Origin of the sequence: Pseudomonas fildesensis, from assembly GCF_001050345.1 — a bacterium.
In the GTDB taxonomy this organism is placed as follows: Bacteria; Pseudomonadota; Gammaproteobacteria; order Pseudomonadales; family Pseudomonadaceae; genus Aquipseudomonas; species Aquipseudomonas fildesensis.
In genome coordinates, this window is the sequence record NZ_LFMW01000009.1 from 85847 (window position 1) to 97863 (window position 12017).

Genomic DNA, 12017 nt, shown 5'->3' on the forward strand with positions numbered 1-12017 from the left:
GCAACACATTCCAAATGTGGGAGCGGGCTTGCTCGCGAAAGCGGTGGTTCAGCCAACACATCTGGCGGCTGATACAGCGCATTCGCGAGCACGCCCGCTCCCACATTTTTTAACCGAGTTTTTCCTGTTGCTCAGGCTTTGGCTCGCGGATTTTGTACCACGCCACGTACAGCGCCGGCAGGAACAACAATGTCAGCAACGTGGCGATGATGATCCCGCCAATCATCGCGTAGGCCATCGGCCCCCAGAACACTTCGCGGGCGATGGGGATCATGCCCAGGCTCGCCGCAGCGGCCGTCAGCAGAATCGGCCGGCGCCGGTGCTCGGTAGCTTCCACCACCGCGTCCCACGGCGTGTAGCCATCGCGCTCGTAGGCGTCGATCTGCGTCACCAGGATCACTGAGTTGCGGATGATGATGCCGATCAGCGCGAGAATACCGAGGATCGCCACAAAGCCCATCGGCGTGCCCGTGGGGATCAGCGCCAGCACCACACCGATCAACCCCAACGGCGCGACACTCGCCACCAGGAACATCTTCTGCACGCTGTGCAACTGGATCATCAGGAACGTCGCCATCAAAAACAACATCAGCGGCACCACGCTGGCGATCGGGCCCTGGGCCTTGCCGCTTTCTTCCACGGTGCCGCCGGTAGCGACCTTGTAACCCACAGGCAGGCCGGCGCTGAATTTGTCGATCTCGGGTTTGAGCTGCTTCACCAGATCCGTCGGCTGCATCTCATCGCGAACCGCGGCCTTGATGGTGATCGTCGGTTTACGGTCGCGGCGCCACACCAGCGGCTGCTCCAGCTCGTAGCGAACGGTGGCGAAGGCCAGCAGCGGTATCGAGGTGCCGTTGGGCGTGACGATCTGCAGGTTCTGCAAGGTTTCCGGCGTGCCACGCTCGGCGTCTTCGGCGCGTCCGACCACGTTGATCAGGTAGATATCGTCGTGCACCTGGGTCACCGAAGCGCCGCTGACCACGCTGTTCATCAACTGCGCCACGTCTTCCGACGACAAGCCCAACTGCCGCGCCTTGTCCTGGGCGATGTCGATGCGCAGCACTTTGCCTGGCTCGTTCCAGTCGTAAATGATCTCGCCCAGGCGGGTGTTTTTATCCAGCAAGGTCGCCAGTTCGATAGCGTGCTTGCGCACCTGGTCGGTGTCTTTGCCGGAGACCCGGTACTGGATCGGACGGCCCACCGGCGGGCCCATTTCCAGCGGCTGCACAAAGCTGCCGACGCCGACGAAATCATCACGCAGGCGTTTTTGCAGGCGCTCGATCAATGCCCCACGCTCTTCCAGGCCCTTGCTGACGATCACCAGCTGCGCGTAGTAGGGGTTTTCCAGTTGCTGGTCGAGGGGCAGGTAGAAACGAATCGCGCCCTGGCCGATATAGGTGCTCCAGCGCGCGATGTCCGGGTCGTCCTTGATGATCGCTTCCAGGCGGTCGACGGCCTTGCGGGTTTCGTTGATCGAGGCGTTTTGCGGCAGGTTGAGGTCGACCAGAACTTCCGGGCGGTCCGACGACGGGAAGAACTGGTTCTGCACAAACTGCATCGAGAACACCGACGCCACAAACAACCCCACGGTGATGCCGATCGCCCACCAGCGGTTGCGCATCGCCCACAACATGCCGCCATTAAAGGCGCGGCCGACACGCCCCGGCTCGTTGCTGTGCGGCTTCACATTGGCGCTGAGGATGTGCACGCCAATCACCGGCGCAAACAGCACCGCCACGACCCACGACACCAGCATCGCCACGGCAATCACCGCAAACAGGGTGAAGGTGTACTCGCCCGCCGAACTGGCGTTGAGGCCAATCGGCACAAAGCCGGCCACCGTGACCAGCGTACCGGTGAGCATCGGGAACGCGGTCGAGGTGTAGGCGTAAGTCGCCGCCTGTTCCTTGGTTTCGCCTTTTTCCAGGCGCGTGATCATCATCTCCACGGTGATCATCGCGTCGTCCACCAGCAGGCCGAGGGCGATGATCAACGCGCCCAGCGACACGCGCTGCATAGTGATGCCGCTGTATTCCATGAACACAAATACCAGCGCCAGCACCAACGGGATCGAGCATGCCACCACCAGCCCGGCACGCATGCCGAGGCTGATAAAACTCACCACCAACACGATGATCACCGCTTCGAACAGCGCGCTGGTGAAACCGCCGACGGCCTCTTCCACCACTTCCGCCTGGTCGGAGACCTTGTGCACGCCGACGCCCACCGGCAGGTCGGCGGTCAGCTCGTCCATGCGCGTGTGCAGGGCCTTGCCGAACGACTGGATATTGCCGCCCTTCTGCATGGCGATGGCCAGGCCAATCGCCGGCTTGCCGTTGAAGCGGAACATCGGCCGCGCCGGGTCGACGTAGCCACGGGTGATCTCGGCGATATCCGCCAGGCGATAGAAGCGGTCATTGAGCCGCAGGTTGACGTTGGCCAGGTCCTTCTCCGAGGCGAACTGCCCGGAGGTGCGCACGGAAATCCGCTCCGGCCCCGCCTCGATCACCCCGGCCGGGGTCACCGCGTTCTGTGACTGCAGGCTTTGCACCACCTGACGCTGATCCACACCGAGCGCCGCGAGTTTGCGCGTGGAGAAATTCAGGTAAATCACTTCATCCTGTTGGCCGATCATCTCGACCTTGCCGAGCCCCGGCACTGCACGGATCTGCGCGCGCACCTGCTCGACGTAGTCGCGCAACTGACGCATCGACAGGCCATCGCCGGTAAACGCATACACCGAACCGAACACGTCACCGAACTCATCGTTGAACGACGGCCCCTGCAAACCCTGGGGGAAGGTGCCGCGAATGTCGTCGATCTTCTTGCGCACCTGGTACCAGATCTCGGGGATCGCCTTGGCGCTGGTGGTGTCCTTGAGGAATACGAACACCGTGGACTCGCCGGGCCGGGTGTAGCTTTTCACATAGTCGAGGGCGTCGAGCTCTTCGAGTTTTTTCTCGATGCGGTCAGTGACCTGCTTGAGGGTTTCTTCCTGGGTCGCGCCCGGCCAGCGGGTCTGGATCACCATGGTCTTGATGGTGAACGAAGGGTCTTCCTCGCGGCCCAGGTTCATGTAGGAAAACACGCCCATCAGCAGCGCGACGAACATCAGGTACCAGACGAAGGACTGATGCTTGAGGGCCCAGTCGGATAAGTTGAAGCTCCCTTTCATCGCGGGCTGTCCTCGTCGATTTTGACTTTTTGCCCGGGTTTCAGGCTGTTCACGCCGGCGGTAACGATGCGCTCGCCGGGTTTGACGCCGCCGCTGAGCAAGGCGCTGTCGGCGTCACGGCTGATGACGCTGACGTCGCGCGGCTGCACCGTCTGGCTCTGGGTGTCGAGCATCCAGATGCGGGTCTTGCCGTCGACTTGCTGCAAGGCGCTGAGGGGCAATTCGATGCGTGGGGCGATGGCTGAACTCAAGGTCACGCTGATCGCGGTACCGAGGCGAAACGCGGCGGGCGTCTCGGCCAGGGTCAGGCGCGCACGACGCGTGCGCGTGGCGCTTTGGGCCTGGGGTTCGATCTCACGCACGGTGGCGGTGGTGTTGACGCTCGGGTCGAGTTGCCCGGCGACGAGGAACACCACATCGCTGGGCAGGCGCTCGGCGAGGCCGGCGGGCAGGTCGATCACCGCCTCCTTGATATCCGGCCGGGCCAGGGTCACCACCTGCTGGCCGGCGCTGACTACCTGGCCGGCCTCGGCGTTCCAGGCGGTGACGATGCCGGCGTGGTCGGTGCGCAGTTCGGCGTAGTTGAGCTGGTCCTTGGCCTGGTTGACCGAGGCCTTGGCCTGGTCGAGGCTGGCCTGGGTGGTTTTCAGGTCGGTCAGGGCTACGTCGAGTTGGGCCTGGGCGCCGACACCACGGTTGAACAATTCCTGCTGGCGCCGGGCGTTGGCCTGGGCGTTGATGAACTGCGCCTGCACACGAGCAAGGTCGCCCTGGGCGGCGCGCAGTTGGTTCTGTTGGTCGGTGGGGTCGAGGACAGCGAGCAAGGCGCCCTTCTCGACTTCGGCGCCGACATCCACGGCGCGGCGGGCGATGCGGCCGGGCACGCGGAAACCGAGGTTACTTTCGTAACGGGCCTGTAGGGTGCCGGCGAAGCGGCCGAGGGTCTCCTGGTCTTCGGACCTCACTTCCATCGACAGCACCGGGCGCACGGGCTCGGGCGGCGGTTCTTCCTTGGAGCAGGCCACCAGCAGCAGGCTGGCGGCGAGTACAACCGTCAGCTGCTTCATGGTTGCACTCCCTGGGCCTGGGCTTGATCCGGTGGCTGGGCGATCTCGACGAGCATGCCGGGGTGCAGCAATTGCCCGCCGGCCACCACGACTTTTTCACCGCCCTTGAGGCCGTCGCTGATGATGACTTTACCGGTGAGATAACGCGCCACGCTGACCTTGTGCAATTGCGCTTTGCCGTCGCCGTCCACCAGCCACACGGCGGGTTCGCTGAGGTCTTTGGTCAGTGCGGCCCACGGCAACTCGATGCTGGGCTTGGCCGGGCCATTGGCAGTGGCGCTGACCACCGAGCCCAATTCCATGCCTTTGGGCAGCGCCTGCAGGGCGATCTTCACTTGCACGGTGCCGGTGTTGGCGGCCACGGCCGGGGTGACTTCGCGCACTTTGCCCACGGCCTTGATACTTGGGTTATCCAGCAGGCTGACGGTAATCGGCACATCCGCCGGTGGCTCTACCAGCAACGATTCATAGACGTTGAACACCGCGTCACGCTCGCCATCGCGGGCCAGGCTGAAAATCGGCACGGTGGCCTGCACCACCTGCCCGACTTCGGCCTGGCGCGCAGTGATAATGCCGGGGGCATCGGCAATCAGCGACGTGTAGCCCAGTTGCTCGCGGGCATTGGCCAGCTGGGCTTGGGCGGCGGCCAGGGCGCTTTGGCTGCTGCGCAAGGCGGCTTGGGCGGAATCGTATTCGCTGCGACTGGTGTAGCCCTTGGGCAGGAGTTTTTCCTGGCGCACGAAGGCGGCGGCGGTCTGCTTGACCCGAGCCTGTTCGGCAACAACCTGGGCCTGGGCGGAATCGACGTTGGTCTGCAAGTCCTTGGGGTCGAGCTTGGCCAGCACTTGCCTGGCGGTCACGCGGTCGCCCACGTCGACCATGCGCTGGATGATCTTGCCGCCGACGCGAAACGACAGGTCGGTTTGCACACGGGCCTGGATATCCCCGGTCAGCGTGACCGCCGCGGCGAAATCGGCGGACTGCACGGTCTGCACAAACACCCGGGAATGCTGCTTGGGCTCGGCTTTTTCCTGGCCACAGCCGCTCAGCAGCGTCAGTAGGCCAAGGCTTAAAATAAATGTCGAAGTGCGACCGCCCATGCAGGCTCCTTTTGCGTGACGCGATGTGCCAGTGTGTATGCGACTGTGAGCTTAGATCAGGGTTCCTTATCTGCATGGAGGCTCCCATACTTCAATGGTTCCCACGCCGATAGCTGACTTATGCTGAAAACCCTCGCGGTGGCCAATTACCGCTCGATCAATAAATTGGTGGTGCCGCTGGCCCGGTTGAACCTGATCACCGGGCCCAATGGCAGCGGCAAGTCCAACCTGTACCGCGCCCTGCGCCTGCTGGCCGAAACCGCCCAGGGCGGAGTGATCAATGCGCTGGCCCGTGAAGGCGGGCTGGATTCGACCTTCTGGGCCGGGCCGGAGACCATCAGCCGGCGCATGCGCAGCGGTGAAGTGCCGGTGGAGCCGATCGTGCGCCAGGGCGTCAGACGCCTGCGCCTGGGCTTTGCCGGCGAGGATTTCAGCTACGCCATTTCCTTGGGGCTGCCTGAAAAAACCCTGTCGTATTTCTCACTGGACCCGGAAGTGAAGAAGGAATGCATCTGGGCCGGCCATATCTATCGCCCGGCCAGCCTGCTGGTGCAACGCTCGGGCCCCATGGTGCGCGCCCGCGACGGCCGCGCTTGGGATGTACTCGCGCAGCACACCCCCAACTACCACAGCCTGTTCGACCAGGTCGGCAGCCTGCGCGGCTCGCCAGAGGTATTGCTGCTGCGCGAAAGCATTCGCGGCTGGCGCTTTTATGATCACTTTCGCAGCGACGTCGATGCACCTGTGCGCCAGCCGCAACTGGGCACGCGCACGCCGGTGCTGCATCACGATGGCCGTGACCTGGCAGCAGCGTTGCAGACGATCCGCGAGATCGGAGACCCCGAAGCGTTGCAGCGGGCGGTGAGCGATGCGTTTCCCGGTGCCCGCTTGAACATCGAACCGTTGCAGGGTGGGCGCTTTGCTATCGAGTTTTATCAGGAAGGGTTGTTGCGGCCGTTATCGGCGGCGGAGTTGTCGGACGGTACCTTGCGTTACCTGCTGCTGATCGCGGCGCTGCTGACGCCACGGCCGCCGACCATGATGGTGCTGAACGAACCGGAAACCAGCCTGCATCCGGATTTGCTGCCGGCGTTGGCGCGCTTGATTATCCAGGCGTCCCAGCACTGCCAGGTGTGGGTGGTGTCGCATGCCAGCCGGTTGATTGCGGCGTTGCAGCAGGATGAGGGGTGCAATTCGATTGTGCTGGAGAAGGTGCTGGGGGAAACGCAGATCGTCGGGCAGGGGATTTTGGATGCGCCGGCGTGGCATTGGCCGGAATAGCCGCCAATGATCGTTCCCACGCGCAGCAAAGGAATGCATCCCGGGACGCTCCGCGTCCCAAAAGCGGACGCAGAGCGTCCAAAGCGGCATTCCTTTGCTGCGCGTGGGAACGATCAGGTTGGGATCAGCCCTGCCACTTCCCGCCTTCAACAATCACGCTCTCAGGCTTGGTGTCATCGCTCAGTTCTTTACGCACATATTGGTCGTACAGCTTGAGCAAAAACTTCTCTTCACCCAACTTCGCCAGCTCGGCATTCACCCAGTCGCGCAGTTCGATGTTGCCCTTCTTCACCGCCGGCGCAATCGGCGCTTCGTCGCCGAGTTTCTCTTCCAGCACGCGGTAGCCAGGGTTCTGCTTGGCCCAGCTGAACAGCACCAAATTGTCCTGCGCGTAAGCGTCACCTCGACCGGCCGACAGCGCTTGCAGCGACTCGGAGTTTTTCTCGAACTTGAGCAGTTTCCAGTCCGGGTGGTTCTTGGTCAGCCAGATATCCGCCGTGGTGCCGGTGGTGACGATGGTGGTGCGGGAGGCCAGGTCATCCAGGCTTTTCACCGCGCTGTCGTTAGGCACCAGGGCCTGCACCGCAACTTTCAGGTTGGGGTTGGTGAAGTCCACCGCTTCCTTGCGCTCAGGCGTCACGGTCATGTTGGCGAGGATCAGGTCGACCTTGTCGCTTTGCAGGAAAGGAATACGGCTGGCCGGCTCGACGGCAACGAATTCGACTTTGTTTTCATCGCCCAGCAGGTCCTTGGCGAATTGGCGGCCGATGTCGGTATCGAAGCCGACGTAGCGACCGGCTTCGTTGACGAAACCGAACGGCGGCTTGTCGGTAAATACGCCGACGATCAGCTTGTCGCGCGCTTTGATTTTATCGATGTAGCTCACAGCAGCAGCGGCTGGTTTTGCGGGCTCTTCGGCCTTTTTATCGCAGCCGGCCAGCAAAGCGACGGCGAGCAGTGGCAGTAACAACTTGGCAGTTTTCATATCAGCTCCAGTTCCTTGGTTTTCTTGGGCAGTGTTGAAACAAAGGAGAACTTCTCCAGGAACTGCTGCGCGCGTGCGGTTTGCGGGTTCGTAAAGAATTCTTCGGGGGTGTTGTGTTCGAGGATGCAGCCGGCCTCCATAAACACCACGCGGTCGGCGACGGCGCGGGCGAAGGCCATTTCATGGGTGACGATCAGCAGGGTCATGCCATCGCGGGCCAGGCCCTGGATCACCTCCAGCACTTCCTTGACCATCTCCGGGTCGAGGGCTGCGGTGACTTCGTCAAACAGCATGACCTGCGGGTTCATGCACAGCGAACGAACGATGGCGATGCGTTGCTGCTGGCCGCCGGACAGCTGGCGCGGGTAGGCGTCGCGTTTGTCGGCCAGGCCGACGCGCTCCAGCAGTTTCTCCGCCTGGGCGCGGGCTTCGCGGGGCTCGCGTTTCTGCACTTTCAGCGGGCCGAGCAGGATGTTATCGAGCACGCTCATGTGCGGGAACAGGTGATAGCTCTGGAACACCATGCCCACGTCCTGACGCACCTGGCGCCAGTCGGTTTTTTTGTCCAGCAGCTCCTTGCCGGCAAACCGCAGGCTGCCGCTGTGCGCGACTTCCAGGCCATTGAGGCAACGCAGCAAGGTGCTTTTGCCGCAGCCGCTGGGGCCGAGGATCACCACCACTTCGCCGCTTTGCACGCTCAGGTCGATGCCCTTGAGCACCTGCTGCTCGCCGAAGAATTTGTTGAAACCCTGAAACTCGATCAATGCGCTCATGCTTGGGCCCAGCGCCGTTCCAGCACCTTGGAGGCGGCCGACAACGGGTAGCAGATAAAGAAGAAAAACAGGAACAGCGCGCCGTAGATCAACACCGACTCATAGGTGCGCTCAATGATTTGCTGGCCGACCTTGATCACGTCCACCACGCCGATCAGCACCGCCAGGGAGCTGGTCTTGATGATGCGCGTGTAGACGTTGATGGTCGGCGGCGTCATACGCTTGAGGGCCTGGGGCAGCAGCACGTAGCCGTACAACTGCGGGTCGGACAGGCCGATCGACAACCCCGCCTCACGTTGGCCACGGGGCAGCGAATGCAACGCGCCGCGCACCACTTCGCCCACTTCACTCGCCCCCCACAGCGACAGCACCAGCACCGCGCACCAGAAACTCGGGATGCTCAGGCCGAAGAAAATCGGCAGGCCAAAGAACAACAGGTACAACCACACCAGCACCGGGATCGCGCGGAACAGTTCCAGGTAAATCCGCAGCACCCAGTTGACCGCCCGGTTATTCAGGGCACGCAGTACGCCGTACAACACGCCGCCGACGGTGCTGAAGGCGATGCTCAAAAAGGAAATCGACAGGGTTTGCGCAGCGCCCTTGCCCAGTTGCGGCAATGACACCCACAACAACTCAAGACCCGAACTGGCCATGCTGGAGCCTCCTTTCCAGGCGGCTGAGCAGCAGCGACAGCGGCAAAAACAGCAGCACGCAAATCAGCGTCAGCACGGCAAGCATTTCGTAAGTCTTGTAATAGAGCGCGATGTAGCTCTTGGTGGTGTAGAGAATCTCCGGCACCGCCACAGCAGAGACCACAGTGGTCTCCTTGAGCAGGAAAATGAAATTGGCGAACAGCGCCGGCAGGCTGAGGATGCCGGCCTGGGGCAGGATCACATGACGCAGCAACTGCCAGTCGGACAGGCCGATGGACTTGCCCGACTCGATCTGTGCCAGCGGCACGGCTTCCACACCGGCGCGCAGCACTTCGGTGAGGTAGGCGCCGCCGAGGAAGGTCATGGTGATGATCGCCGCCCAGAACCCGGAGATATTGAACCCCAGGGCCGGCAAGGCGAAGTACACGAAGAACAGCTGGATCAGCAGCGGCGTGTTACGCGCCAGTTCCACATACAGCGCCACCAGGCGCGACAGGTACGGCGTGCGAAACACCAGCAGCGCTGCGTTGATCAGCGCCACCAGCAGTGAGGTGGCAATGGCGATCAGGCCCACTTGCAACGTCACCCCCACGGCCTTGAGAAACGCCGGCAGGGTGCTGAGGATAAAAGCAAAATCGAAGGTCATCTTGAGTCCATGACGCCGCAGGGGTAATGCAGCAGCGAAGTCCAGTCCGGCGTGGGTAACGCCGGGTAGCGCGAACTTTAAAGGTATAAAAAGCAAAATTTAAATACCCAAATAGCATATTGATATCACCCAAAAAGATAACCTACGGATTCGCGGGTTTGGCGGGTGACAGCTAGGGTGAGGGGGTCAAAGGAAAGCTGTATTTCGAGGGAATGAACGATGAGCGAAGCGAAACCGATTGATCCGCAAGAGTTGGTGAAATGGTTGGTGGCGTTGCGCCGGGCGATTAATAGCCGCCCTATCTGAAACGCTGAAGGTCAACTGTGGGAGGGGGCTTGCTCCCGATAGCGGTGCATCAGCCAGTACATCTGTCTGACAGACCGCTATCGGGAGCAAGCCCCCTCCCACAGTTTTTTATCGCATTTCAAGGCCCATAAAAAAACGCCGACGCTATACGAGCCGTCGGCGTTCAAACCTTGAAGGGGGTTTGGCTTACATCAGAACGCTGGCACAACCGCGCCGTTGTACTTCTTCTCGATGAAGGCTTTGACTTCCGGGCTGGTCAGGGCCTTGGCCAGTTTCTGGATCGCGGCGCTGTCCTTGTTGTCCGGACGAGCCACCAGGAAGTTCACGTACGGAGAGTCGGAACTTTCAATGATCAGCGCGTCTTTAGCCGGGTTGAGGCCAGCTTCCAGAGCGTAGTTGGTATTGATCAAGTCGAGGTCAACCTGGTCCAGAACACGCGGCAGCAGAGCCGATTCCAGCTCTTTGAATTTGAGGTTTTTCGGGTTGGTGGCGATGTCTTTTGGCGTAGCCAAGGCATTGGTCGGGTCTTTCAGCGTAATCAGACCGTTCTTTTGCAGCAGCAACAGGGCGCGGCCGCTGTTGGAGCCTTCGTTCGGGATGGCGACAGTGGCGCCATCTTTCAGATCTTCAATTTTCTTGATCTTTTTCGAGTAACCGCCGAAGGGTTCAACGTGCACGCCGATCACGGTGACCAGGTTGGTGCCCTTGCCATTGTTGAAGTTTTCCAGGTACGGCAGGGTCTGGAAGTAGTTGGCGTCCAGACGCTTCTCGGACACTTGCACGTTTGGCTGTACGTAGTCGGTGAAGACTTTGATTTCCAGGTCCACGCCTTCTTTGGCCAGGATCGGCTTGACCAGTTCAAGGATCTCGGCGTGCGGGACCGGGGTGGCAGCCACGATCAGTTTCTCGTTGGCCTGGGCGAAGCTTGCAGTCAGGGCAGCCGCCAGTGCGGTAAACAACAGAACCTTTTTCATGCAGTGTCCTTATCGAAATTCCGGGGCGTCTCTGACGACCGTTTTAAGAAGAGTGCCAGCGAAGTGCTATCGCGGCATGCAGGCGACAATACCTATATTTTTTATTCCCGAACAATATCTTTTATTCACGTTGATATTCCATTTTGTTCATGTAGGAATTTGCGCAATATTTCCTGCTCGGCGGGGCTGGCACGCTCGAAAATCCGCTGCACCTGCTCCAAGGCCGAGCCCGCCACCGGCAAATTCAAATGCTCGGGCAAGATTTCATCGCCGCTGCTGACCAGCAATGCAAAGTGAATGACGTTTTCCAGCTCGCGGGTATTGCCCGGCCAGCTGTGGTGTTCCAGCACGCGCTGGGCTGCGTCGCTGATCAGCGGCACGGGCAGGTCCAGGCGCTGGCTGTAGATGCCGAGGAAGTATTCGGCCAGGGACAGAATATCGCCGACCCGCTCGCGCAACGCCGGCAGGTCGAGCTGGCCTTCGCTCAGGTAATGGAACAGGCGCTCATGGAACTTGCCCGCCGCCACCGCCTGGGCCAGATCGATACTGGTGGCCGTCACCAGGCGCACGTCCACCGGGCTAGGCTGATGCGCGCCGACACGGGTGACTTCATGGTTCTCCAGGGCGGCGAGCAATTTGACCTGGATCGGCAGCGGCAAGTCGCCGATCTCATCCAGGTACAAGGTGCCGCCATTGGCCGAGCCAAACCATCCGGCGCGGCTGCTGGCCGCGCCGCTGTGGGCACCGGCGGCATAGCCGAACAACTCTGCGTCAGCGTAGGTAGGGCTGATCGCGCCGCAATTGACCGAGACAAACAAACCGCTGCGGTCGCTGCCTCGGTGGATATGCCGCGCCAGCAATTCTTTACCACTGCCGGTCTCGCCGCGAATCAACACAGGCAAGGCACGCGGCGCGAGGCTTTCCAGGTCTTCGCGCAGTTGCCGCGAACGTGGGTCGACGAACACCAGGGCCTTGGCGCGGATGCTCAGTGGGCTTTTTTCGGCGTCGGGGAAGGTCAGCAGTGGCTGGCCGTAGGTTTCATGCAGACTCATGG

The 12017-nt window shown here is 61.5% G+C and carries 10 protein-coding genes; 1 reads left to right on the forward strand and 9 read right to left on the reverse strand.

Going from position 1 to position 12017, the window contains the following annotated elements; genetic code table 11:
• Window positions 1-109 precede the first annotated feature (109 nt).
• The 3 genes from ACR52_RS14820 to ACR52_RS14830 are packed head-to-tail and all read right to left on the reverse strand — an operon-like array spanning window position 110 to window position 5342.
• Window positions 110-3175 (reverse strand): efflux RND transporter permease subunit, encoded by a 3066-nt coding sequence (locus ACR52_RS14820; protein ID WP_048725386.1) that lies wholly within the window; start codon window positions 3173-3175, stop codon window positions 110-112.
• Window positions 3172-4242: an efflux RND transporter periplasmic adaptor subunit gene (locus tag ACR52_RS14825; RefSeq protein ID WP_048725388.1), complete on the reverse strand. Its 1071-nt coding sequence runs from the start codon at window positions 4240-4242 to the stop codon at window positions 3172-3174. The genes ACR52_RS14820 and ACR52_RS14825 overlap by 4 nt, the downstream gene beginning before the upstream one ends.
• A complete protein-coding gene (locus ACR52_RS14830) occupies window positions 4239-5342 on the reverse strand; it encodes an efflux RND transporter periplasmic adaptor subunit (RefSeq protein ID WP_048725391.1) in 1104 nt (367 codons plus the stop codon). Before ACR52_RS14830 ends, ACR52_RS14825 begins: the two co-directional genes overlap by 4 nt.
• 120 nt (window positions 5343-5462) lie before the next feature.
• On the opposite strand from ACR52_RS14830, the gene ACR52_RS14835 reads away from it, so the two are divergent.
• Entirely contained in the window at window positions 5463-6623 is a 1161-nt protein-coding gene (locus ACR52_RS14835) for an AAA family ATPase (protein ID WP_048725393.1), read from the forward strand.
• 124 nt (window positions 6624-6747) lie between these two features.
• Here the strand turns inward: ACR52_RS14835 and ACR52_RS14840 are convergent, their stop codons facing one another.
• From ACR52_RS14840 to ACR52_RS14865, 6 genes are all read right to left on the reverse strand, one after another.
• The gene (locus tag ACR52_RS14840) at window positions 6748-7608 is read right to left on the reverse strand and encodes a transporter substrate-binding domain-containing protein (RefSeq protein WP_048725395.1); all 861 of its coding nucleotides are present in this window, start codon (window positions 7606-7608) and stop codon (window positions 6748-6750) included.
• Complete coding sequence (locus ACR52_RS14845) at window positions 7605-8381, reverse strand: amino acid ABC transporter ATP-binding protein (protein WP_048725398.1); 777 nt, start codon at window positions 8379-8381, stop codon at window positions 7605-7607. The genes ACR52_RS14840 and ACR52_RS14845 overlap by 4 nt, the downstream gene beginning before the upstream one ends.
• The gene (locus tag ACR52_RS14850) at window positions 8378-9037 is read right to left on the reverse strand and encodes an amino acid ABC transporter permease (RefSeq protein ID WP_048725399.1); all 660 of its coding nucleotides are present in this window, start codon (window positions 9035-9037) and stop codon (window positions 8378-8380) included. The genes ACR52_RS14845 and ACR52_RS14850 overlap by 4 nt, the downstream gene beginning before the upstream one ends.
• A complete protein-coding gene (locus ACR52_RS14855) occupies window positions 9018-9683 on the reverse strand; it encodes an amino acid ABC transporter permease (RefSeq protein ID WP_003187615.1) in 666 nt (221 codons plus the stop codon). The genes ACR52_RS14850 and ACR52_RS14855 overlap by 20 nt, the downstream gene beginning before the upstream one ends.
• Before the next feature lie 497 nt (window positions 9684-10180).
• On the reverse strand, window positions 10181-10963 hold the full coding sequence (locus ACR52_RS14860; protein WP_048725402.1) for a MetQ/NlpA family ABC transporter substrate-binding protein: 783 nt from the start codon (window positions 10961-10963) through the stop codon (window positions 10181-10183).
• Between the two features lie 125 nt (window positions 10964-11088).
• A complete protein-coding gene (locus ACR52_RS14865; RefSeq protein WP_048725404.1) occupies window positions 11089-12015 on the reverse strand; it encodes a sigma 54-interacting transcriptional regulator in 927 nt (308 codons plus the stop codon).
• Window positions 12016-12017 lie beyond the last annotated feature (2 nt).

Excerpts from the sequence above, each read along its gene's own strand:
- ACR52_RS14820 (WP_048725386.1), bottom strand. The coding sequence starts at position 3,175 with ATGAAAGGGAGCTTCAACTTATCCGACTGGGCCCTCAAGCATCAGTCC.
- ACR52_RS14825 (WP_048725388.1), bottom strand. The coding sequence starts at position 4,242 with ATGAAGCAGCTGACGGTTGTACTCGCCGCCAGCCTGCTGCTGGTGGCC.
- ACR52_RS14830 (WP_048725391.1), bottom strand. The coding sequence starts at position 5,342 with ATGGGCGGTCGCACTTCGACATTTATTTTAAGCCTTGGCCTACTGACG.
- ACR52_RS14835 (WP_048725393.1), top strand. The coding sequence starts at position 5,463 with ATGCTGAAAACCCTCGCGGTGGCCAATTACCGCTCGATCAATAAATTG.
- ACR52_RS14840 (WP_048725395.1), bottom strand. The coding sequence starts at position 7,608 with ATGAAAACTGCCAAGTTGTTACTGCCACTGCTCGCCGTCGCTTTGCTG.
- ACR52_RS14845 (WP_048725398.1), bottom strand. The coding sequence starts at position 8,381 with ATGAGCGCATTGATCGAGTTTCAGGGTTTCAACAAATTCTTCGGCGAG.
- ACR52_RS14850 (WP_048725399.1), bottom strand. The coding sequence starts at position 9,037 with ATGGCCAGTTCGGGTCTTGAGTTGTTGTGGGTGTCATTGCCGCAACTG.
- ACR52_RS14855 (WP_003187615.1), bottom strand. The coding sequence starts at position 9,683 with ATGACCTTCGATTTTGCTTTTATCCTCAGCACCCTGCCGGCGTTTCTC.
- ACR52_RS14860 (WP_048725402.1), bottom strand. The coding sequence starts at position 10,963 with ATGAAAAAGGTTCTGTTGTTTACCGCACTGGCGGCTGCCCTGACTGCA.
- ACR52_RS14865 (WP_048725404.1), bottom strand. The coding sequence starts at position 12,015 with ATGAGTCTGCATGAAACCTACGGCCAGCCACTGCTGACCTTCCCCGAC.